Source organism: Aquimarina sp. AWH4_224, assembly GCF_056160245.1.
The window spans coordinates 331,410-354,306 of record NZ_JBSWWU010000005.1 but is presented as its reverse complement, the minus strand read 5'-3'; the positions used below and the strand labels follow the sequence as shown (position 1 = coordinate 354,306).

25 protein-coding genes are annotated in these 22,897 nt (G+C 35.3%); 8 read left to right on the top strand and 17 right to left on the bottom strand.

Going from position 1 to position 22,897, the window contains the following annotated elements; genetic code table 11:
- Positions 1 to 239: 239 nt before the first annotated feature.
- From ACXAGJ_RS12520 to ACXAGJ_RS12480, 9 genes are all read right to left on the bottom strand, one after another.
- Positions 240 to 401, bottom strand: a complete 162-nt coding sequence (locus tag ACXAGJ_RS12520; RefSeq protein ID WP_170864595.1) for a hypothetical protein — start codon at positions 399 to 401, stop codon at positions 240 to 242.
- Between the two features lie 191 nt (positions 402 to 592).
- A complete protein-coding gene (locus ACXAGJ_RS12515; protein ID WP_474840326.1) occupies positions 593 to 1,156 on the bottom strand; it encodes an outer membrane protein in 564 nt (187 codons plus the stop codon).
- Positions 1,157 to 1,177: 21 nt separating this feature from the next.
- On the bottom strand, positions 1,178 to 1,828 hold the full coding sequence (locus tag ACXAGJ_RS12510) for a hypothetical protein (RefSeq protein ID WP_474840324.1): 651 nt from the start codon (positions 1,826 to 1,828) through the stop codon (positions 1,178 to 1,180).
- Positions 1,829 to 1,978: 150 nt separating this feature from the next.
- Positions 1,979 to 4,201 carry an NADP-dependent isocitrate dehydrogenase gene (locus tag ACXAGJ_RS12505; protein ID WP_474840322.1) on the bottom strand — a complete coding sequence of 741 codons (2,223 nt, stop codon included), beginning with the start codon at positions 4,199 to 4,201 and terminating at the stop codon, positions 1,979 to 1,981.
- 940 nt (positions 4,202 to 5,141) lie between these two features.
- On the bottom strand, positions 5,142 to 5,492 hold the full coding sequence (gene rplS, locus ACXAGJ_RS12500; protein ID WP_073316235.1) for a 50S ribosomal protein L19: 351 nt from the start codon (positions 5,490 to 5,492) through the stop codon (positions 5,142 to 5,144).
- Positions 5,493 to 5,621: 129 nt separating this feature from the next.
- A complete protein-coding gene (gene trmD / locus ACXAGJ_RS12495) occupies positions 5,622 to 6,299 on the bottom strand; it encodes a tRNA (guanosine(37)-N1)-methyltransferase TrmD (protein WP_073316236.1) in 678 nt (225 codons plus the stop codon).
- Between the two features lie 65 nt (positions 6,300 to 6,364).
- Positions 6,365 to 6,985 carry a tRNA (guanine-N1)-methyltransferase gene (locus tag ACXAGJ_RS12490; RefSeq protein ID WP_474840320.1) on the bottom strand — a complete coding sequence of 207 codons (621 nt, stop codon included), beginning with the start codon at positions 6,983 to 6,985 and terminating at the stop codon, positions 6,365 to 6,367.
- A 387-nt stretch (positions 6,986 to 7,372) separates the two neighbouring features.
- A complete protein-coding gene (locus ACXAGJ_RS12485; RefSeq protein ID WP_073316238.1) occupies positions 7,373 to 8,821 on the bottom strand; it encodes a glyceraldehyde-3-phosphate dehydrogenase in 1,449 nt (482 codons plus the stop codon).
- Between the two features lie 145 nt (positions 8,822 to 8,966).
- On the bottom strand, positions 8,967 to 10,391 hold the full coding sequence (locus ACXAGJ_RS12480; RefSeq protein ID WP_474840317.1) for a S1C family serine protease: 1,425 nt from the start codon (positions 10,389 to 10,391) through the stop codon (positions 8,967 to 8,969).
- A 167-nt stretch (positions 10,392 to 10,558) separates the two neighbouring features.
- Between ACXAGJ_RS12480 and dapF the strand changes: the two genes are divergently transcribed.
- The 4 genes from dapF to ACXAGJ_RS12460 all read left to right on the top strand — a co-directional run bounded on the left by dapF (position 10,559) and on the right by ACXAGJ_RS12460 (position 13,908).
- Entirely contained in the window at positions 10,559 to 11,344 is a 786-nt protein-coding gene (dapF, locus tag ACXAGJ_RS12475; RefSeq protein ID WP_474840315.1) for a diaminopimelate epimerase, read from the top strand.
- Positions 11,338 to 11,865: a GNAT family N-acetyltransferase gene (locus ACXAGJ_RS12470; RefSeq protein ID WP_474840313.1), complete on the top strand. Its 528-nt coding sequence runs from the start codon at positions 11,338 to 11,340 to the stop codon at positions 11,863 to 11,865. The genes dapF and ACXAGJ_RS12470 overlap by 7 nt, the downstream gene beginning before the upstream one ends.
- Positions 11,855 to 12,898 carry an endolytic transglycosylase MltG gene (gene mltG, locus ACXAGJ_RS12465; protein ID WP_474840311.1) on the top strand — a complete coding sequence of 348 codons (1,044 nt, stop codon included), beginning with the start codon at positions 11,855 to 11,857 and terminating at the stop codon, positions 12,896 to 12,898. The genes ACXAGJ_RS12470 and mltG overlap by 11 nt, the downstream gene beginning before the upstream one ends.
- Before the next feature lie 350 nt (positions 12,899 to 13,248).
- Positions 13,249 to 13,908 (top strand): peptidoglycan-binding protein LysM, encoded by a 660-nt coding sequence (locus ACXAGJ_RS12460; RefSeq protein WP_474840309.1) that lies wholly within the window; start codon positions 13,249 to 13,251, stop codon positions 13,906 to 13,908.
- Here the strand turns inward: ACXAGJ_RS12460 and ACXAGJ_RS12455 are convergent.
- From ACXAGJ_RS12455 to dnaA, 3 genes are all read right to left on the bottom strand, one after another.
- Positions 13,905 to 14,636, bottom strand: a complete 732-nt coding sequence (locus ACXAGJ_RS12455; RefSeq protein WP_474840307.1) for an SAM-dependent methyltransferase — start codon at positions 14,634 to 14,636, stop codon at positions 13,905 to 13,907. The two genes, ACXAGJ_RS12460 and ACXAGJ_RS12455, sit on opposite strands and share 4 nt — an antisense overlap.
- Positions 14,637 to 14,751: 115 nt before the next feature.
- Complete coding sequence (locus ACXAGJ_RS12450; RefSeq protein WP_474840305.1) at positions 14,752 to 15,216, bottom strand: low molecular weight protein-tyrosine-phosphatase; 465 nt, start codon at positions 15,214 to 15,216, stop codon at positions 14,752 to 14,754.
- A 16-nt stretch (positions 15,217 to 15,232) separates the two neighbouring features.
- On the bottom strand, positions 15,233 to 16,660 hold the full coding sequence (gene dnaA, locus ACXAGJ_RS12445) for a chromosomal replication initiator protein DnaA (protein ID WP_073316246.1): 1,428 nt from the start codon (positions 16,658 to 16,660) through the stop codon (positions 15,233 to 15,235).
- Between the two features lie 195 nt (positions 16,661 to 16,855).
- Here dnaA and ACXAGJ_RS12440 point away from each other — a divergent pair, with 195 nt between their 5' ends.
- On the top strand, positions 16,856 to 17,275 hold the full coding sequence (locus tag ACXAGJ_RS12440) for an acyl-CoA thioesterase (protein ID WP_474840303.1): 420 nt from the start codon (positions 16,856 to 16,858) through the stop codon (positions 17,273 to 17,275).
- On the opposite strand, the gene ACXAGJ_RS12435 is transcribed toward ACXAGJ_RS12440, so the two are convergent.
- From ACXAGJ_RS12435 to ACXAGJ_RS12415, 5 genes are read right to left on the bottom strand one after another with little or no spacing between them, the layout of a single operon-like run.
- Positions 17,256 to 17,870, bottom strand: coding sequence for an IMPACT family protein (locus tag ACXAGJ_RS12435; RefSeq protein WP_474840301.1), 615 nt, complete (start codon positions 17,868 to 17,870; stop codon positions 17,256 to 17,258). The genes ACXAGJ_RS12440 and ACXAGJ_RS12435 overlap by 20 nt on opposite strands.
- Position 17,871: 1 nt before the next feature.
- Entirely contained in the window at positions 17,872 to 18,744 is an 873-nt protein-coding gene (locus tag ACXAGJ_RS12430) for an EamA family transporter (RefSeq protein WP_474840299.1), read from the bottom strand.
- The gene (locus ACXAGJ_RS12425) at positions 18,741 to 19,349 is read right to left on the bottom strand and encodes an HAD family hydrolase (RefSeq protein WP_474840297.1); all 609 of its coding nucleotides are present in this window, start codon (positions 19,347 to 19,349) and stop codon (positions 18,741 to 18,743) included. The genes ACXAGJ_RS12430 and ACXAGJ_RS12425 overlap by 4 nt, the downstream gene beginning before the upstream one ends.
- The gene (ribD, locus tag ACXAGJ_RS12420; protein ID WP_474840295.1) at positions 19,327 to 20,385 is read right to left on the bottom strand and encodes a bifunctional diaminohydroxyphosphoribosylaminopyrimidine deaminase/5-amino-6-(5-phosphoribosylamino)uracil reductase RibD; all 1,059 of its coding nucleotides are present in this window, start codon (positions 20,383 to 20,385) and stop codon (positions 19,327 to 19,329) included. The genes ACXAGJ_RS12425 and ribD overlap by 23 nt, the downstream gene beginning before the upstream one ends.
- Before the next feature lie 2 nt (positions 20,386 to 20,387).
- The gene (locus tag ACXAGJ_RS12415; RefSeq protein WP_474840293.1) at positions 20,388 to 20,891 is read right to left on the bottom strand and encodes a hypothetical protein; all 504 of its coding nucleotides are present in this window, start codon (positions 20,889 to 20,891) and stop codon (positions 20,388 to 20,390) included.
- Positions 20,892 to 20,934: 43 nt separating this feature from the next.
- On the opposite strand from ACXAGJ_RS12415, the gene ACXAGJ_RS12410 reads away from it, so the two are divergent.
- The 3 genes from ACXAGJ_RS12410 to ACXAGJ_RS12400 are packed head-to-tail and all read left to right on the top strand — an operon-like array spanning position 20,935 to position 22,889.
- Positions 20,935 to 21,420, top strand: a complete 486-nt coding sequence (locus tag ACXAGJ_RS12410; protein WP_073316253.1) for a GNAT family N-acetyltransferase — start codon at positions 20,935 to 20,937, stop codon at positions 21,418 to 21,420.
- A gap of 19 nt (positions 21,421 to 21,439) precedes the next feature.
- Positions 21,440 to 22,291 (top strand): peptide chain release factor N(5)-glutamine methyltransferase, encoded by an 852-nt coding sequence (prmC, locus tag ACXAGJ_RS12405; protein WP_474840290.1) that lies wholly within the window; start codon positions 21,440 to 21,442, stop codon positions 22,289 to 22,291.
- A gap of 7 nt (positions 22,292 to 22,298) precedes the next feature.
- Entirely contained in the window at positions 22,299 to 22,889 is a 591-nt protein-coding gene (locus tag ACXAGJ_RS12400) for an LOG family protein (protein WP_474840288.1), read from the top strand.
- Positions 22,890 to 22,897: the final 8 nt, after the last annotated feature.

Below are 22,897 nucleotides of genomic sequence, written 5' to 3'. Positions count from 1 at the left end.
GTACGGTTAGGAAGGTAATTAAATATATGCTAAAGTATCCAAAATTAATAAATAATCACTCTTCGTTGTTGAGTACATATCCTAAATAAATGTTATTTATCCGCAGAAATATACCAATAAGAAGAGTGTCTCAACTAATTGTTACTTTAAAGAATTGTAAAATTATGTGGTTGAACAATTATGGTTGTGTTTACCCATAGGGCACACTTAACCACAACCGGTATGGTTACATTGTTTAATTAAGATTCCCAGCAAAAGCTAATGGGTATCCATTCTGAGGAGTGTATAAAATTACTACTTCTGGATTGATCACCGGGATGGCATTTAAGATATACCTTGTCGTCTTCTGCAAATACATAGGCACTATTAATTTTGTTGGTTCGTATTTTGTTTTTTTTCATCCGGGGCTTGTTTAAAAGATTTTCACCTATGTTAATATGATATCAATTACTGTGCCTAAAATTAAAAACAGCTTTTAACTAGCTTGTTTTACGGGGTCGAAGAGGTTGTTTTTTTAATTTAAATTATTGAAAAACAGGTGTTTGTTTTAGGTTTGTGATTTTTTGGTTTTAGCTGTGTTTTTTTAGGTTTGTTAGATTCTGTACCCTATTCCTATTTTCAAAATATTCACATTAGTGTTGAAAGTGGTATTGGGTACATCATCGTTTGTGCTTAGCTTTACAAAATCATATTGTAACTGAATAAAGAACTTTTTGAAAACATCATACGCTATCCCTGCATTTAGGTTAATTCCACCTTCAGTTTCACTGGTGTCAACTGGAGCTATGCTAGATCCACCAGACGCATCAAAAAACATGATGGTGTATCCAATTCCAAGAGAAGGGTGCAATTTTTGAAGAGATGGAATATTGAGTTCTCCAAAGATTCTAGGTTGTACTGCATATGCGGTGATATCAATATTTTGAAAATTATTGTTGATGAATAGACTTCCGTTTAAAGAAGCGCCAATTTTGATAAGTTTTATGTTGGCAAACCTATAATCTATACCCAGATCTATGATTCCATCATAATTCTCTCCTATAAAATTCTGGTCAATAGGTAAAGGGTAATTCAATTCTAAACTAATTTTAGAGTCTTGAGAAAAAGATGTACTTGAAAAAATTAAAAGCAGAGCGAATAATAGGTGGCGTTTCATACTATTTAAGGTGTTACAGTGTTAGTTTTGATTATTGTGTAATTGTTTTTTGTATCTGTTTTTTCCTAAGTTGAAAACTCCAATTTTGGCACCTAGCCCTATTGAGGTTCCATTAATATTATCCAATACCGTAGGTACAGGATCAATAGGGGTAGAGAATCGGTATTTTATGCCTCCTTCTAACTGGATGTATTTATTAAGGTTGTAAAGAACATTTATACCAGGTTCTAATACTCCCATCATATCCGTGCTTTTTGTAAAATCGCCAGAACCGTCAATATATCCGATCCCTAGTAATACAGGTATAGACAATTTGACCTTCTTATTGTTGAAGAATACATTTTCTACATGAAGTCCTCCATAAATACCCCGTAGGTCAAAATCTCCACCAGATATTCTATCAATTTCTGTTAATCCAGAAAAAAGTGTTCTTACTGCTATTCCTAGTTCCATTTTCTGATTGGCTACATATGCCATTTTTATTCCAAAAATGGAGGCATTATTTTTCCCATCAATTTTTCCATAGGCAACATCAAAACCCAGATAAACTCCGTGAAGAATGTTTTTTCGATCGTTAAATTCTATATAGCCTTGTGATTCTTTTTTTTGGGAATGTCCAATGAAGTTGTATACCAGACAGCATAACAACAATAGTTTCGTTGAGGTTTTCATAGATGACGTTTAGTGTTACAGGTATAGACAATTCACTTCTGCAGAGGTTGCATAAAACGCCAGATATTTTTATTTTCTAGATATCTGTAAAATAAAAAAGGCTTGTAAAATATAGATTTCACAAGCCTTTCAGATGAAAATAGATCTTTTCTATCCTATAATGTTGTTCAGCGTTTCACTTGGACGCATTGCGTTAGATACTTTTGACACGTTTGGCCAATAATATCCTCCCATATCCACAGCGCTTCCTTGAGCATCATTCAATTCATTGATGATGATGGTTTCATTATCGGCTAGAGCGTTTGCAATTGTTTCAAACTCATTTTTTAAGTCTGCATCTTTATCTTGTGCAGCTAGCGCTTGTGCCCAATACAATGCCAAATAATAATGACTTCCTCTATTATCAAGCTCGTTTACCTTTCTGGAAGGGGATTTTTTATTATCCAAGAACTTGATGGTAGCTTCGTCTAAAGCTTCTGCGATCACCAAAGCCTTTGGATTGTTGTTTACCTCTCCCAAATGCTCTAGAGAAACGGCAAGGGCTAAGAATTCACCCAAAGAATCCCATCGTAAATGACCCTCTTTATTAAATTGTTGTACGTGTTTTGGAGCTGATCCTCCTGCACCAGTTTCAAAAAGTCCACCGCCATTCATTAGAGGAACAATAGAAAGCATCTTTGCACTTGTTCCTAGCTCAAGAATAGGGAACAAATCTGTGTTATAATCTCTTAATACGTTTCCGGTCACCGAGATGGTGTCTTTACCTTCTTTGATGCGTTCTAAAGAGAAACGAGTAGCTTCTACTGGAGACATGATTCTGATATCCAAACCTGTAGTATTATGATCAGGTAAATATGCATTTACTTTTTTGATCAACTCTGCATCATGAGCTCTGTTTTGATCCAACCAGAAAACCGCCGGAGTATCGGTAGCTTTTGCTCTATTTACTGCAAGTTTTACCCAATCTTTGATAGGAGCATCTTTGGTTTGACACATACGCCAGATATCTCCTTGTTCTACAGTGTGTTCAATCAACGTATTTCCCGAAGCATCTACAATTCTTACGGTTCCGTTACCTGTAATTTCAAATGTTTTATCATGAGAACCATACTCTTCGGCTTTCTTTGCCATTAACCCAACATTTGGAACAGTACCCATAGTCACAGGATCAAAAGCACCATTCTTTTTACAGAAATCGATAGTTTCTTGATAAATACCGGCATAACTACTGTCAGGAATTACTGCTTTGGTATCTTGGGTATCTCCGTTAGTATCCCACATTTGACCAGAGTTACGTATCATTGCTGGCATCGAAGCATCGATAATTACATCACTTGGTACATGAAGGTTAGTAATTCCTTGATCAGAATTTACCATCGCTAATTTTGGTCCATTTTCGTAACATGCTTTGATATCTGCTTCTACTTCGGCTCGTTTAGCGTCAGGAAGTCTTTTAAGCTTATTGATTAAGTCACCAAAGCCATTATTAACTTCTACACCTATTTCTTCAAGAGCTTCTACGTGTTTACTGAAAACATCTTTAAAAAAGATTTCTACCGCATGGCCAAAAATAATTGGGTCAGATACCTTCATCATAGTGGCTTTCATATGCAATGAAAACAATACATTTTTGTCTTTGGCGTCTGCTATTTGCTCTTCAAGGAAAGCGATAAGCGCTTTTTTACTCATTACCGTAGCATCAATCACTTCACCTTCTAGTAATGGAGTTTTTTCCTTTAAAACCGTAACGCTTCCACTATCATCTACAAATTCAATTCGTACATCTCCTGCTTGACTAATAGTTAATGATTTCTCATTAGATCTGAAATCACCACTGGACATGGTAGCAACATGAGTTTTAGAATCAGCGCTCCATGCTCCCATAGAATGAGGGTTTTTTCTAGCATATTGCTTAACTGGTTTAGGAGCTCTTCGGTCAGAGTTTCCTTCTCTTAGTACTGGATTAACAGCACTACCTTTAATTTTATCGTATCTTGATTTGATATCCTTTTCGAAATCGTTCTCTGGTTCTTCTGGATAATTAGGGAGGTCAAATCCTTGTAATTGTAATTCTGCGATGGCTGCTTTTAGCTGCGGAATTGAAGCACTGATATTAGGAAGTTTAATGATATTAGCTTCAGGTTTTTGAGCAAGTTCTCCTAACTCGGCTAGTGCATCAGCCTGTTTTTGCTTATCTGATAATTTTTCGGGAAAATTAGCTAAGATTCGTGCAGCAAGAGATATGTCTTTGGTTTCGATATCTATGTTGGCCGATTTTGTAAATTTTTTGACGATTGGTAGAAAAGAATAAGTAGCTAAAGCTGGTGCTTCGTCAGTTTTGGTATAAACAATCTTTGAGGTGTTAACTCCCATATTTCTTGTTTTTTCAGGATATCCGGTTGCAGTGTTAGAACCCGTGATATCAAATTAAATTATGATGTTGTTTTATAATGGAAATAATTAGTCGTTTGTTTTTACGATGACAAATAAAATGTTCAAAAAAAGATCAATGTTTTGTTTGATCGGACTTATCAAATTTTTTCCGTGCGCGAAGATACAAATCTACTCACCCATATGCAACCTGAGGGATGTTAGTTTTGAGTTAAAGGATCTGTATTATAGAATACTAAAAATAAAGGGAGTATATTATGAAGAAGGGTGGAAAAGTACTTCAAAATTAGGATTTTGACAAAAAATAAAAAGCCATATCAAGAATACGAATATTTTGATATGGCTTCATTGGAAATACTACTACAATGTTAGCTGTTTTACCCGCAATAAAATAAAAACTTTCGTTTTTTTATACCATAGAGTCCTATTTCCGGTTTGAATAGACTTAAACTTTCAAATCGTAATTTGTATAATTTACTTCTATTCATACGACTAATTCGAATGCTTTAAATCGCTGTACGATTTTCCTATATTCATTCGACAAGTCTAATGCCGTTTTAAATTAAAAAGGTGTCAAAACTTAATTTTTTCTTTTGAATTTCATTTTGAAATGATTTCAAAGTAAAGCCCTTTAAAGTTATTTCAAGGATGTACTCAAAAAAATAACTTTCGTCTTATATTTATTTTAATTTAATCTGGTCTTAAGATGTTCAAAGAACGTATTGTGTGAATTACATATCAGGAATCCTTTTGTCATCGCTAAATATTGTAATTTCTATATTAAATATAGTGAAATTTGATGAGGTAATCAAAAAATACTATAATCTTAGTTATCAACTATTTATGAACTAGGGTTGTTAACTTTTGTTCATAAAAAAAGCCGCTCATTTGAGCAGCTTTTTTTGTATGCTTTACTAAAAAATTAGTTTCTTTTTTCTTTGATACGAGCTTTCTTACCAGTAAGACCTCTAAAGTAGAAAATACGTGCTCTACGTACTTTACCTCTTTTGTTTACTTCAATCTTTTGAAGTGCTGGTAAGTTAACCGGAAAAATACGCTCTACACCAATAGTTCCAGACATTTTTCTAATAGTAAATGTTTCTGTAGCTCCAGAACCTCTTCTTTGGATAACAACTCCTCTAAAGAACTGTGTACGTGTTTTATTTCCTTCCTTGATCTCGTAGTATACTGTGATCGTGTCTCCTGCTGAAAACTCAGGGAATTCTTTTTTGGTTACAAATTCGTCTTGTACGAATTTTACTAAATCTTCCATTTTGATATAGTTTCTTAGGTTTCTTTAAAGCAACATTCACGATTTTCGCCAGAGGTTGTTCTAATCAGGCTGCAAAAATAAATATATTTTGTGTATTCGCAATGTTTTTATTGTATTTATTTTCAGGAGTTAATCATTTAATAGATCAGGTCTTCGTTCTTTGGTACGTTGATAGGCTTGTTCTTCTCTCCAGGCTTCAATTTTTGGGAAATTACCAGAGGTTAGAATTTCAGGAACTTTCCATCCTTTGTACTCTGCTGGACGAGTATAAATAGGAGGAGCCAACAGATCATCCTGAAATGAGTCGGTGAGGGCAGAGGTTTCATTTCCGAGTACACCTGGGATTAGCCTTATGATCGCATCGCATAGAATCAGAGCTCCAAGTTCACCTCCTGATAAAACATAATCGCCTACGGATATTTCTTTGGTTACAAAATGGTCCCTGACTCTTTGGTCCACTCCTTTATAATGACCGCAAAGGATGATTAAATTTCCTTTTAGTGATAGTTGATTGGCAATCCCTTGATTAAGGGTTTCTCCATCTGGAGTCATATAGATCACTTCGTCATATTCACGTTCTGATTTCAATTTGGAGATACATTTGTCAATAGGTGCTATCATCATCACCATACCAGCACCTCCGCCAAATTGGTAATCGTCTACTTGTCGATAGTTATCGTTGGTGTAATCTCTAAGATTGTGTAGGTGGACCTCTACTAAGCCTTTTTCTATTGAACGCTTCATGATTGAAGCCTCAAACGGACTCTTTAAAAGGTCTGGTACTACTGTTATGATATCAATGCGCATCTTTCGTCATTTTCCTGAGAGCTGCAAAGATGCAAAAGAATATGTAAATAATCTAGAAATAGTGTCTACTTGGCGCCAGCCTTTCGTTGCTTATTGATTTCATCCTGAAGTTTACGCATTACCTTTTGTTCGCGCTCCAGAGCTCTTCTTCTGTGATCTTCAAATTCGGCTTCAGTTTCTGCCAAGGCTTTTTTAGCTTGTACAGTAACTGCATTACTGTTTTTGAACTTGAAAATAAAGAAACTCAACAATAGAATAAGTCCACCAACGATCAGCCACATAATGGTCTTATAACTGGATTTTGAAACCGAAGCTCCCACAAAGCTCATACTATCTTTTTCGTTAGTCACGGTTGCCAAATCTTCGTTTGTTTTATTTAGAGACTCTTGTAGTCCACTAATCGTGGTTTTCTGCTGTTCAATCTGTTGATTAGAAACAGTAAGTTTTGATTCCAGTGTTTTAATCGAATCAATGGTGTTTGATTTTAGTTTATTTAACCAGACTTGTTTTACTACCTTATATTCCTGGTATCTTCCAGATTTTTTAATCACTACATCAAATTGCCCTTCAATACTTTCTTGTTGTAAAGCCTGTTCTGCAGATAAATTTTCCTCCTGAGCTTTGGCTTGGTTTGAAAATGATAAAGTGATTATGATAGAAAAAAATAGATACTGTAGTAATTTCATGTGAATAGTATTGTTTTTGGTCGTTGAATGTAAGATGGAATACCTAAGTTATTTAAAAATGTAGTAGCAAAATAACCCACTAGACTCCTGACCTGGGTTCTAATGAATTTTTAGCTCCTTATATCTACGTTATAATTTCTTCTGTAACGGTAATAAATGTACGATATTGTAAGTAATTATGAAGATTTTTTTGTGAGAAATTACTTTAGGTTGGTTTTTCGATTAATTGCCTGGATGTGAATCGATTGTTTCTAAAGATTTATATAGAGTTTTTTGTTGCTCTTAGAGAAAGAAGTATTGAGGACGGAGTAAAAAGAAAAAAACGATATAAAATAAAAAGGTGACTATTCAAAATAGCCACCTTTTTTGTTTCTGTTATGAAGTTTTCTAGTAGTAGGTAAAACGTCTTACTTTGGCAATGTATTTTGATAGTCGAATTACCTGGTGACTATATCCATACTCATTGTCATACCATACATATATAATCGCATTATTCCCATTTGCATCCACAATGGTAGCATTGCTGTCATAAATAGATGGAGCTGAAGAGCCTACGATATCAGATGATACTAATTCGTTGTCCAGTGAATATTTGATTTGCTCTACCAAATTTCCTTCTAGTGCATATTTTTTGATTACTGCATTAAGACTTTCTTTAGAAGTCTTTTTCTCCAGATTAAGGTTTAAGATTGCTAAAGAACCGTTTGGTACAGGAACACGAATAGCATTAGAAGTCAATTTACCTTCCAGACTTGGTAATGCTTTTGAAACGGCCTTGCCAGCACCTGTTTCAGTAATTACCATGTTTAAAGCTGCTGCTCGCCCTCTTCTGTATTTTTTGTGCATATTATCTACCAAATTCTGATCATTAGTGTATGCGTGAATGGTTTCTAAGTGACCATTTACCACACCAAAGCTTTCTTCTATCGCTTGTAAAACAGGAGTAATGGCGTTGGTTGTACACGAAGCAGCAGAAAAGATATTTACTTTGTCCGGATCATTCTCTTTGTGATTTACCCCGTGAACGATATTTGGTATTCCTTTTCCAGGAGCGGTAAGTAGAACTTTATCCACACCTTTTGCTTTCAAATGACGACTTAATGCTTCTTGATCTCTAAAAGCACCTGTGTTATCTATTACCAAAGCGTCATCGATTCCGTAAGTTGTATAATCGATGTCTTCTGGATTATTGGCACTAATAATATGTACGGTGGTTCCATTAATGATTAATGAATTGTTTGCGATATCTGTTTCAACAGTACCGGCAAACTCTCCATGTACAGAGTCGTTTCTAAGTAAAGAAGCTCTTTTTTCTAAAACTTCTTCAGTAATTGCTCCGCGAGTCACTATAGCTCTAAGACGAAGTTGACTTCCTTTACCAGTAATCGTCATTAATTCTCTTGCAACCAAACGCCCGATTCTTCCAAATCCATATAATACTACATTCTTAGGAGAAATGGGTTTGAATGTTTTGGCATCTTTCAATTTTTCCTGTACAAAACGATTTACAGAACCAAATTCATCACTTGCCAGATGGTACTCATAAGTTAGTTTACCAATATCTAATTTAGAAGGTGGTAAATCCATCAATTTGATCGCTTGGGCAATCTCTACCGAATCAAAAATAGAAATAGGCTTTTGCACAAACTCTCCAGCATATTCATGTAGATTGATGATTTCGCTTACGTTTTTGTCTATCAATTGGTTTCTAAACAATACCAATTCGATAGAGTTGTCGTACCATAAATCACTCACAGTCTTGATAAACGCTACTGTTGCTCGCCGTCTGTCTGCTTGGAAGGCAAGTTCTTTTTCATAAACTTCGTTAGAACTCATAATTTTGTTGTGTTTTTTACAGTCTTGAAATTTCGTGCAAAAGTATATATTTCAAACGTTTTCGTAAAACCTTTTTTAATAAAAAACTCCCATTACTTTTTGATTGCAATGGGAGCCTTTATTTTATAAGGGTTTTATGTCTGTTTTATTGAAAAACAAACTCTCTTTTTTCTCCATCTCTGTCTATCAAACTGATGGTTAAGTCTTCATCTTCATACTTGCTGTCGATAATTTCTTTAACCTCCATAACATTTTTGACTTTTTTACCATCAATCTCACTGATGATTAAGCCCTTTAGGTTATACCGTTGCATTCTTGCACTTAGTGCTTTTGAGATGACTACACCATGATCAGTGTTAAAGCTTTTAAGATAATCTTTTGGGGGATTAGCAACTTCTACACCTACATCCTGTAAAATATACTGTTGGATAACGTATTTGCTTAACCGAACAGGTTTTATAAGTTCGTTATTATCTCTAACAATTTTTACATTAATCACATCATTCGGGCTCTTACTGCTTACATATCCTGTCAGGTCAGCGAATTTTCTAATACGTAATCCATCAATTTCTTTAATTAAATCTCCTTCTTGTAAACCTGCCTTTGCAGCTCCACTATTTTCTTCGATACCTGCAATGATTACTCCTTGAGATTCGGTAATCTTATATTTCTCTTTGTAATCCTCTGTGAATGGAGCTGCATTTATACCAATAATGGCTTTTTGCACATCTCCGAACTCCAAAATATCTTCTACAATTTTTTTTGCATTGTTAGAAGGCACGGCGAAGGCATATCCTACATAGCTTCCCGTTTGTGAGGTAATCGCAGTGTTGATTCCAATCAATTCTCCACGGGTATTTACCAAAGCACCACCGCTATTACCAGGATTGATAGCTGCATCTGTTTGTATAAATGATTGGAAATTTCGGTCCAACTCGTTTAAATCTCTTGATTTAGCACTGATAATACCAGCGGTTACTGTAGAAGTAAGGTTGAAAGGGTTTCCTACCGCTAATACCCATTCTCCAATTTTGGCGTTATTTGAGTTGCCAAATGGGATATAGGATAATTTTTCTTGTGGATCGATCTTAATTAATGCGATATCGGATTGTGGAGAAGTCCCTACAACTGTAGCTTTGTATGATTTATTATTGTTTAGGGTTACTTCCAAATCTGTAGCTCCATCGATCACGTGATTATTGGTTACAATATATCCATCTTCGGTGATGATGACTCCAGATCCTGCACCTTGAATACGTCTTTCTTCTTCACCGCCGTTTCTGAAAAATTCCATTAAATTTCGTGGAGCTCGTGTAACTCCATATTGTTTAACGTGCACAACAGCATTTACTGTTTTTTCTGCGGCAATGGTAAAATCTGCCCCAACTTCTGCAGCGGCATTTAATTTTGTGTTAGCTACGGTATAAGCCGTGGGGATCGTGCTAGTCTTGGATTCACTTTGAGTGATTACTACTTTGTCTGGTTCTGGTTCTAAAAAGGCTTTGTAAGCACCCAGGGTAAGCACTCCTGCTAGAATTGCCACCGCCAATAAACTCAAAAATCTTTTCATATGCTTAACTTTTTATATTTTACTTTGACTAATTATTACTTGAATAGACTATCAATAACTATTAAAATTACAACTATAGTATACTTTTTTTATGATTTTTAACTCACAATTAACAGCACTATTATGTAATCATTCTTTGTACCTTTGCCTTTTACAAATAAAGAATAATGATCCTTACATTTTATAAATATCAGGGTACGGGAAACGATTTTGTAATTATTGATAATCGTGACGGTATAGTGTCCAAAAATAATACCAAATTGTTTGCGAGACTTTGTGACAGGAAATTTGGAATAGGGGCAGATGGTTTAATGTTATTGGAACAGCCTCAAAATGATGGAGATGACTTTGTTATGGTGTATTTCAATGCCGATGGAAATGAAAGTTCGATGTGTGGTAATGGAGGTAGATGCCTTGTTGCTTTTGCGGCTTTTTTGGGTATTGTGGAAGATAAAGCAACGTTTACCGCAATTGACGGGAAACACTATGCAGAGATTAAGGATGGTCTTGTTCGTTTGCAAATGCAAGATGTACAAGAGATTGAAAAATACAAATCTCACCTTTTTTTAGACACAGGGTCGCCACATCATGTAACCATGGTAGAGCGGCTGGCAGAGTTTGATGTTCAAAATATAGGTAGATCCATTAGGAATGGAGCACCCTATTTTGAATCTGGTAGTAATGTGAACTTCGTCGAAAAAAAGAATGGTAATTTGTTTGCTGTAAGGACTTATGAAAGAGGTGTAGAGGATGAAACACTTTCTTGCGGTACGGGAGTAACAGCAGTAGCACTTTCGATGCATGCTACTCAACAAGTGGATCAGGAAGAAGTGGATATAGATACTCCTGGGGGAGCGTTGAAGGTAACTTTTAAACCTACGCCTGAAGGATACAAGGATATTTTTCTGATCGGCCCTGCCGAACAAGTTTTTAAGGGAGAAATTGAATGTTAACATTAAAAGGAGAACATATTTATTTAAGGGCACTTGAGCCTGAAGATCTTGATTTTGTTTATGTTATTGAAAACGATGAACAAATTTGGGAAATGAGTTCTACACAAACCCCATATTCACGATTTTTAATCAAACAATATCTTGAAAATGCGCATCAAGATATTTACGAAGTCAAGCAGTTGAGATTAGTGATTTGCACCGCAGACGATGCTTCGATAGGACTAATTGATTTATTTGATTATAATCCAACTCATAATAGGGCAGGAGTTGGGATTATTATTGCAGAAAAGGAACATAGAGGGAAAGGATATGGAGCTGAGGCCCTACAATTAATCATACAATACGGTTTTACCCATCTTAGATTACATCAGTTATACGCTAATATTTCTGAGGATAATTTAACCAGTATTAAGTTATTCGAGAGTCGAGGTTTTCAAAAAATTGGAGTAAAAAAGGGTTGGAATCTTATCAATAATACTTACAAAGACGAACTTTTATATCAATTGTTATATGTACATTAAAAAAATATTATTAGCAATAGCTCTTATGGGGTTAATAGGAGGAGGGATTTTTGCTTACAATGTGTATCAGGCGGTTTTTTCTCCAAACACCAACTTTGAGGAAGATTCGGTTATCATACACATCCCAACAGATACTACCTATACAGAGTTAATTGAAATAATTTCACCATCAATTAAGGATATTTACAGTTTTGATAGGATTGCTAGTAGAAAAGGGTATTCAAAAAATATAAAGGCCGGTAGATACATTATTAAAAAAGGACTAAATAATAATGATATCGTCAATATATTGAGAAGTAAAAACGCACCAATTAATATTACTTTCAATAATCAGGAACGATTAGAGAATCTTGCTGGACGTATAGCGCAACAAATAGAAGCTGATAGTACATCTTTAATTACTGCTTTTAAAGATGAAACTTTTATACAGGAGCGTGGTTTCTCCTTAGAGTCTGCTTTGTCGATGTACATTCCTAACAAATATGAATTTTTCTGGAATACTTCTGCAAAACAATTCAGAGATAGGATGTTCAAAGAGTATACCCGTTTTTGGGAGGGTAAGCGTACTGCTAAAGCAAAAAAAATAGGGTTAACACCTACTCAGGTAATTACTGTTGCATCTATAGTACAAAAAGAAACCGCCAAGGTGGATGAACGGCCAAGAGTAGCTGGAGTGTATATGAATCGATATAATAATGGATGGAAACTAGATGCGGACCCAACCGTTATTTATGCGATTAAGAAACACAGAAATGATTGGCAAACAGTTATTAAAAGAGTTTTGTATAAAGATCTTGAATTAGATAGTCCTTACAACACTTATAAGTATGCAGAATTACCTCCAGGGCCTATTACAATGCCAGATATTTCTGCAATCGATGCTGTTCTTAATTATGAGAAGCATGAGTATTACTTTTTTGTTGCTAATGTAGAAAATATGGGTTACCATAAATTTGCGAAAAGTATAGAGCAGCATAATCGCAATAAAAAGCAGTATATCGATTGGATAAATAAGCAAGGAATTAGACGATAATTTCACTTCGCCAAAAAAAGGCTAAACAAGCTTTTCTACTTCATTTTACGGTTTTAAAAACAAAATTTATTCACAAAAAGTCATTTTTTTTGTGAATAAACTCGTGAATTGCGTAATCAATTTTTATCGATGAAGTAACTTCATTTGACGTTTAAGTGTCTTGTTTTGGTGTTTTTGATGCTTTTTTTAAGCTTTTTTTAGGTATTTTTAAAGCTAACTATTTGATTTACAACATTATAATTTATTTAACACTTTGTAATTTGTTTGTAATAAAAAAGCTGTATCTTTGCACGGCAAAAATTTAAGTAGAAGGGGAACACTTTTAGGGTGTCTACTTAGAAATTTTTTATATGATAAAGAAGATAACAGGATTATCTATTTTGCTTACAATTGGGGGTTTATTTCTACTGAGCTTTAGGGCTGAGGAAAAGGTAGATTTAAGTTCATACAGCACTGCAGATTTGGACTTGTTTTATGTGGCTCCAAATTTTAACGAAATAGAAGAAGAGGAGGGAAGTATAGTTGTTTCTCCTAAACTGGGGAAATCTTATATCGGTTTTAAGGAAGCGATCGCTTTTAAAGAATCTAGGGGAGATTACGGTGTAGTGAACCAGTTTGGATACATGGGGAAATATCAATTTGGAAAAGGAACTCTGGCTCTTATTGGGCTTAAAAAGATTAATAGAGAGGAGTTTTTGACAAATCCAGCACTTCAGGAAAAAGCATTTTACGCTAATCTTTCACGAAACAAATGGGTGCTACGAAGAGATATCAAATGGTTTGAAGGAAAAAGGATGAATGGGGTAATGGTCTCCGAATCTGGTATTTTGGCTGCAGCACATTTGGCAGGTCCTAAAGCAGTAAAACGTTACTTGCGTAGTGGTGGTGTCGAAGGCTTTGCGGATGCATTTGGTACTACTATTCGCTATTATATGAAGCGATTTGAAGGCTATGATACTTCGTTTGTAGAAATGAATCGGTATGCAAAGGTAGAAAGAGAGTTGCTTTAGTGGTCTCTTTGTATGATGTAGATAGCAGGTCTTTTGTGTAAATCAACTTCTTCTGGGTTCCATTCTTCAACACGTTTGGTGGCTATATATTCTGTAGTCAGTGTAATATCACAAGCGACGCACAATCGGGTGTTTGGGTGCAGTATTGCTTTAAGATCGGCTAGCATTTTATCATTTCGGTATGGGGTTTCGATAAAAATCTGCGCCTGATTTTTTTCTAATGATATTCTTTCCAGCTGCTTGATGGTTGATTTGCGTTCTGCCTTGTCAATAGGTAAATAACCGTTAAATGTAAAGCTTTGTCCATTCATACCACTACTCATCATTGCCAGTAGTATAGATGATGGTCCTACAAGAGGTGTGACCTGGATTCCCTTTTCGTGTGCAATCTTAATAACTTCGGCTCCAGGATCTGCAATTCCTGGGCATCCGGCATCAGACATAAGTCCGATAGATTCACCATTTAAACAAGGAGTTAAATAGCTTGGGATTTCAGCAGTATCGGTGTATTTATTTACGGTATGAATCACTAACGAACGCTGAGATTTACTTGGGCTTACTTTTTTAATAAATCGCCTGGCAGGTTTCTCGTTCTCTACAATGTAGTGATTGATTTGTTCTAAAACCTTTTTTATAGAGATAGGTAGTACTTCTAAAGGGACATCGTCTCCTAAGCGAGTAGGAATCAAATATAATTTTCCTTTGGGATCTAGGGGTTTAAACTCCATAGGGTTGTTAATGGATTATTTTAGGTTTATTGATTTGTGTTGCAATTTGCAGGGTGTTGGTTGTGTCACATCCTTATTTATAGCTAAATATACGAAAACTTTGGGTCTGGAAAAGTTAATTGGTGCTTTCTAAGTTTGAAGCGATGATGTTGCAAGCTTGGTCTAGCATTTCAAAAACTTCTTCAAATCCTCTTTCGCCTCCATAGTAAGGGTCTGGAACATCTAGGCTCTCGCTGAGTTGTAACTCGTCCAAAATTAGTTTTACCTTCGATTGATCCTCGGTATTACGAGCTAACTTTATAATATTTTGGTAATTAGAATGATCCATTGCATAGATAGTGTGGTATTGATCAAAATGACTGATGTTAAATTGAGCGGCTCTTTGATTAGTTATGTCTATATGGTGTTCTTTTGCAATTTTAATGGATCTTGTATCGGGTTTGCTTCCGATATGATAACTGCTTGTTCCGCAAGAGTCGACCTGATATTTTTCTGGATCTAGTTTGGATTTTAATATACCTTCAGCCAAAGGAGATCTACAGATATTGCCAAGGCATACCATCAAAATCTTAGTTTTCATATTGCTAAAGGTTATGTTATAATGTAAGTTTCTTGCCCAGATCTTCTACGTACTTTCTGAATTGTTTATCGGTAGAGGATAAGTTGTCTACTGTTTTACAAGCGTGAAGCACTGTGGCGTGATCTCTTTTTCCTATTTGTGTACCAATACTCGCCAAAGAAGCTTTGGTTAATTTTTTTGCGAAAAACATAGCTAATTGTCTAGCTTGAACAATATGTCTTTTTCTTGTTTTGGATTGCAGGGTTTCTACATCCATTTGGAAATAATCGCTTACAACTTTCTGTATGTAATCTATAGAGACTTCGCGTTTTGTGTTTTTTACATAATTGTCTACAATCGCTTTGGCTAAATCAATGGTAATATCCTTTTTGTTGAAGGATGAGTGTGCGATCAAGGAAATTATGGCGCCTTCCAGCTCTCTAATGTTAGTTTTGATATTGTTGGCCAAGAACTCAACAATCTCTTCTGGCATTTCTACACCGTCTCGATACAATTTGTTTTTGATAATAGAAACTCTTGTTTCGAAGTCTGGTTGATGTAACTCCGCAGATAATCCCCATTTAAAACGAGAAAGTAATCGCTGCTCGATATCCTGCATATCTACAGGTGCCTTGTCGCTAGTAAGAATTACTTGCTTTCCGTTTTGGTGTAAATGATTGAATATATGGAAAAATACATCTTGAGTTCCTGCCTTACCGGATAATAATTGAATATCATCAACAATAAGAACATCTATGATTTGATAGAAATGAATAAAGTCATTTCTGTTATTCTTTTTTACTGACTCTATATATTGTTGTGTAAACTTTTCTGCAGAAATGTATAAAACCGTTTTTTCTGGATAGTTGTCTTTGATATTTACACCTATAGCATGTGCTAAGTGTGTTTTTCCTAGTCCTACTCCTCCAAAAATCAATAATGGATTAAAAGATGTTCCTCCAGGCTTGTTGGCTACAGCCATACCAGCAGATCGTGCTAATCTGTTAGAATCCCCTTCAAGGAAATTATCAAAATTATAACTCGGATTAAGTTGTGACTCAATTTTTACGTTTCTAATCCCAGGAATTACAAAAGGATTTTTTAATTCTGGATTTTTACTTTTGATAGGAACGTCTACTTCTTGGGTGTTCACCGGAGTGCGATTTGCACTAGGAATCTTTTCGGTAAACGGCTTTTTGTTTCCGTAGGTGTTTTCCATTTTAATTACATAAACCAATTTTGCACTTTCTCCCAATTCACGAGTTAAAGATACTTTTAAAAGGTTAACATAATGTTCTTCTAGCCATTCATAGAAAAATTTACTAGGCACCTGAATACTCAAAGCACTATCTGTAAGTTTTACAGCTTTAATTGGTTCGAACCAAGTTTTAAAAGCTTGAGGTGTAATGTTGTCCTCTATAAAAGACAGACAGTTATCCCAAACAGATTGCGCAGTTACATTCATTCGAGTGGCCGGATTTACTATTTTTATTAGGTTATTAAAAGAAATTGTTGAAAAACTCCTTACTATTTTTGCATGACAAATATGTGAACAAAAAATGTAAAAAAAAAACGATTTAGGGGTTGAATTTTAATTATTTTTTTCGCATAATTTGATAGTGTTTCTATTAAAAATGTTAATAATCATTTCAAAAGATATATGCTAATCACTTCAGAAACAGGGCTCAAAGTACGTTATTCCGAAACAGACCAAATGGGGATTGTCCATCATGGAAATTATGCACAGTACCTAGAGCTGGCACGAATTGACTGGCTATCCCGATTGGGGATTTCTTATAAGTCTATGGAAGAAAATGGTATAATGCTTCCTGTGTTTACTTTAGACTTTAAATTTAAGAAATCTGCTTTCTTTGACGACGAATTGATTGTTAAAACTCATTTAAGGAAAATTCCTACAGTTAAGATTATTTTCGATTACGAAATATATAATCAACATCAAGAATTGTTAACAACAGCTTCTTCTACATTGGTATTTGTTGATGCTTCAACTAGAAAACCGATCCCTTGCCCTTCTTTTTTATTAGAAAAAATAAAAGCGGTTAGTCATCCAGCTTCTTAATTTCTATTTCATACAACGGGGAAAAAACCTCATTTATTTTACGGGTTATTTTTTTTCTTGCCGAAATGTAAATTTTACAACTTAATTCTAACTCTTGCTTGGTTATTTTTAGGTTGTGTTCCTTGATTATGCGCATTACTTTGTTCATGTCTTTATACTCGAAGTTGATGACATAATCAATATTAATCGTTTTTTCAACAATAACTGAATTTTGTAACGCTAACTGTGCACTGGTTTTATAGGCGTTTATCAATCCGCCAACCCCAAGTTTTGTTCCGCCAAAATATCGAACGACCACCACAAGAATATTAGTAACATCAAATGATTGGATTTGTCCGTATATAGGCTGGCCGGCAGAGTTCGATGGTTCTCCATCATCATTGACCCGATGTCTTGTTTTTTCGGTTCCTATTTGCCAGGCATAGCACCAATGTCTGGCACTGTGATGTTGTTTTTTAAGATCGTCAAGTAGATGTTTGGCTTCCTCCTCTGATGCGATAGGGAAAGCATATCCGAAAAACTTACTGTTTCTGTCCTTGAAAAGAGTTTCATCTCCTGGTTTTTCAAGCGTATTATATGTGTCTTTGGTATCCAATTTACGCTATTGAAAGAGCTACTAATATAATACTAATTACCGCCAGGATGATTCCGATCCAGTTTTTGGGGAGTAATTTCTCTTTGAAAAAGAAGATCCCGGCTAATGTTGAAACTAACAAGATAGAAACATTATTGATAGTGAACACCGTAGAGCTATCCATTACATCATGTCGTAGGGCTTTTATCAAAAAGTAAATAGAGAAATAGTTGGGAACACCTAGTCCAATTCCTGCAATGATATTTTTGACAGAGATTTGTAAGGATTGTGTAAACGATTTATAGAGGAGTGTGAGTATGCCTATAGAAGCTGCAAATCCAAAAATTGTAGCCGAAAAGATAGAAACATCGTTTTTCGCAACATAATTGGTTTCCATGTATTTTAGGCTCGTATCTATGATTCCACTACCTATAAATACAAGTAATGGAAAGATAAGATTTCTTTTGGTAAGAGAGGATCCTTCTTCGTTTTTCATCGAAGTCAAATACACCGCAATAAGTGCAATGACAATTCCAATAATTTTGACTACTCCAGTACTTTCTTTATATACAATGATCCCAAAAATAATAGGTATGGCCAAGCTCATTTTTGTGGCCACTGCAGCCACAGAAAGTCCATTTTTTTGAGTGGTTATGGCCATGAGATTAAAAACGGATATAAATACAACTCCCAATATCATCGCTCCATAAAACCAGTCCTGTTTTGTTACATACGTAATGCTAACGGTATTTCCCTGTGCGATAACTCCAGAAATACAAGCAACTACATAATTTACGATTATAGCTTGTAGTGTGTTTACGTTGTATTTGGCAAAAAGCTTGAAGATTACAAAGATCAAGCTTGAGGATAAAATGCTTAAAATAAGGTATATCAAAATAAATCAGATTTTGAGGTAAATAAATCAATAACATCGTCTGCTTTTGGATTGTTATTCCATACGTGAACACCTAATTTCTGAGCAGCATCCGTGTTTTCTTTGGTATCATCCACAAATAGTGTTTCAGAGGGTTGAATTTGGTGCTCTTGGAGCACAAATTCAAAAATGTCAGAGTTTGGTTTTCTATATTGAATCTCGTGTGATAGATAAAATGAATTAAAACAAGATTTAAACTCTTCATAAAAAGAAATGTGTTGCTTGATCCAGTTGATGTGCAATTCGTTGGTGTTACTCAAAAGAATTAATTTGTAGTCTCCTGTAGCAGCAAGATGTTTTACGAAATCTAGTCGGTATTTTGGGAAATCCAAAAGAATTGCATTCCAAGCTTCAATAAGTTGTTGTTCTGTTGCTTGCGGTAAGAGGTTGTGATAGCTTTGAATAAATTCTTTGGTAGTTATTTTGCCTACTTCATACTGGTTGTTAAGATCTTGTATCGAATCGTTGAATTGAAAATCGCCTAGTTGTGATAATTCTCTTAAGGTTGCGGGTTTGTCTAAGTTGATGAATACATCTCCAAAGTCAAAAATTATAGTCTTGATCATTTTGGTATATGCTAAGAGTATCTTTTTCTATTTTTTTTGTCAAAGGTAATCTTTTAGTAAAATCCGGAGCTAAGATTCCCTTTTCAAAGATGAGGTTGCCTTCAAAAACACGAGCTTCATCCCATAGATTTTCATCTATAAAAGATTGAAGCGTGGTGGTTCCCCCTTCAATAATAACGGATTGGATATCGTGTTTGTATAAAATGGCGCATATTTCTTGAGCAATATTTTTTTGGTTACTTACTTCTTCGTAAATCAAAGATTCAGTGCTTTCTTTTAGATGTTGCTTCGATGTGAGGACAATAGTTTTGATCGAATTGTCTGTTACAAAAGAATCTTTAGGTGATTTATTAGATCTGTCGATTACAATTCGAATAGGATTTTGACCATGCCAATCTCTTGCATTTAATCTAGGATTGTCTTTGACAACGGTTTGGTTTCCTACCAATATAGCTTGTTCCTCTGTTCTCCATTGATGAACTAGTTGTCTAGAATAAGGATTAGTGATCCAAACTGGTGTTCTCTGATTCTTAGTATCTGGAGCAATATATCCATTGCTGGTTTGGGCCCATTTTAGAATGATGTAAGGGCGTTTTTTCTTGTGAAATGTAAAAAATCGTTTGTTGAGCTCGTTGCATTCTTTTTCCAATACTCCAACGGTAACGTCGCAACCTGCATTCATTAGCTTTTTTATACCGGCTCCAGAAACCTTTGCAAAAGGGTCTATGGTACCAATCACTACTTTTTTAATGCCTTTGCTGATGATCAAGTCACTGCAAGGAGGTGTTTTGCCAAAGTGACTACAAGGTTCTAGGCTTACATAGATAGTGGAACTTTCTAAGAGAGAGGCGTCTTTTACCGAATTAACAGCATTTACTTCGGCATGAGCTTCTCCGGATTTGTAATGCCATCCTTCACCAATAATTTTTCCATTATGAACAATTACGCAACCCACCAAAGGGTTAGGGTAGGTGGTGCCTAATCCATTTTTAGCGAGTTGGATACAACGTGCTATGTAATTCTCGTGAGTATTCATATTTATTTGGATACCGCAATTTTTTGAGTTTTTTCTATCTCATAGGGGTAAGAAAAATTTCCCAGATGATATCTCAAAACTCCTTTATATTCTATTTGTAAAGAATCTGTTTGAATTACTTTTAATACACTTCCCAATAAACTTTGTTTGTGTTGTTCGTAAATTTTAGAAAGTGAGAAGGTTCCTTGTAACGGAATAGAAAATTCATCCTTGGCAGGAACTTTAAATTCTCTGGCAGAGATGGTTCCCACTGCTATGTTATCAACAAAAACCTGAACATCTTCTATAGATAAGGTTCCGCCTAGGTAGTTAGGATTGTCAAAAACAGCATCTGCATGTAGTGTTATATCCCGAAGACTTACGTTTTTAACCTCTAAATTATCAATATGCTTTAATTGTGGTTTTTTGGAGAATGAGCAGCCAGAAAACAAGGTGATTATTGTTAATAACAATAGAATTTTCGTCATTGATTCCTGTGCGGATTTGGCGTATATTTCAGTATTCATACTCTGTCCTTTTAGAACAACGCAAAAGTAGTATTAAAAAGTAATGGATGCTATAAAAATTAGAACAATTGAAAAGAAAGATAATGAATTCATCGCCAGTATTATAAGAGAGGTATTGGTAGAAATGGGGGTTCCAAAGGTGGGAACCGCTTATGAAGATGAATCTTTGGATAAAATGTTTGAGACGTATAATCAGCCCAAAAGTGTGTATTATGTGGTAGAGGAAAATGGTGTGATTTTGGGCGGCGGCGGTATTGCACCTCTGGAAAATACGGACGAAAATATTTGCGAGCTTCAGAAAATGTATTTCTTACCAAGTCTTAGAGGTAAAGGGATCGGGAAGAAAGTAATTCAACAATGTTTGGATTTTGCAAAAGCCTCAAAATACTCAAAATGTTATTTGGAAACCATGCCGTATATGAAAGCAGCACGGGCACTTTATGAAAAAGTAGGCTTTTCAAATTTGGAACAACCGGTTGGAGATACAGGACATTATAGTTGTCAGGCTTGGATGATAAAGGAACTCTAATGATCATAAAAACATCAATTTGAAGATAAAAGATTTACGTACTCATTTCAAGAATGCGCTGTCAAAAGCATATGATGCCGAAGAAGTGATGTCATTTTTTTATTTGCTTACAGAAAAAAAACTAGGTTTACGTCGGGTAGATATTGCGCTACAATTGGAAAGGGAACTTTCTGAGGATGCACTAGCATTTTTTAAGAAAGCCGAAGGCAGGTTGTTAGACTTTGAGCCTGTACAATATATTATTGGAGATACAGAGTTTTTTGGTTTGTCTTTTTTGGTCGATGAGAATGTATTAATCCCCCGGCCAGAGACCGAAGAATTAGTAGATTGGGTCCTGAAGGATCATTTAAGTGTAGGGGATGAGTTAAGGGTGTTAGATATCGGTACTGGGAGTGGTTGCATAGCCATTACCTTGGCAAAAAATCTTCCTAATGCAAAAGTATATGCGATTGATGTTTCTGAAAAAGCGTTAGCCCTAGCCAAACAAAATGCGGATAGAAATCAGGTGGAAATTGAGTTTATTCAGCTAGATGTTTTGAAAGAAGAGATCGATGAAGCCAACTTTGATATTGTGGTATCGAACCCTCCGTATGTTAGAGAGCTTGAAAAAACAGAAATGAAAACAAATGTGTTGGAGAACGAACCTGCTCTAGCGCTTTTTGTATCGAATGATGACCCTCTTATTTTTTACAGAAGAATTAGCGTGTTGGCTAAACAATTGTTGACAGAGCATGGGAGGTTGTATTTTGAAATCAATCAGTATTTGGGGACAGAAACTAAAGAGCTTATAGACAAGTTACAATTCAATACTGTAACTTTACGTAAAGATATTTATCAAAATGACCGTATGATACGGGCCGATTTAAATTGATTAAAATATGAATGTATTAAATTCGATTTGTATTTTTTGCGGAAGCAGCGAAGGAAATCACGAGGAAGTTATATCACAAGCTATTCTGCTCGGAGAAAAGCTGGCTGAGCAAGAGATTACCTTGGTATACGGAGCAGCCAAAATCGGGATCATGGGACATGTGGCCAAAGGAGCATTAGATCATAATGGTAAAGTGATTGGCGTTATCCCAGAATTCTTAAAACTCAAAGAAGTAGTGCATCAGGGGCTGAGTGAATTGATCACAACAGAAAATATGCACCAAAGAAAAATGAAAATGCATGACCTAAGTGATGGGTTTATCACATTGCCAGGAGGATTTGGTACCTTAGAAGAGTTGTTCGAAATTATTACCTGGTCACAACTGGGTTTACATCAAAAACCGATAGGTCTACTCAATGTGGGAGGGTTTTATGATCATTTATTAGGGTTGTTAGAGAATATGGTGAGGAGGGGATTCCTGAAAATGGAAAACTTCGAATTGTTATTGGTCGATGACAATATTGATGGTTTGTTGGAAAAAATGAGAGCTTTTAAACCAGCTCAGGTTCCAAAATGGTTAAAACCCAGTAGGACATAATAAGGATA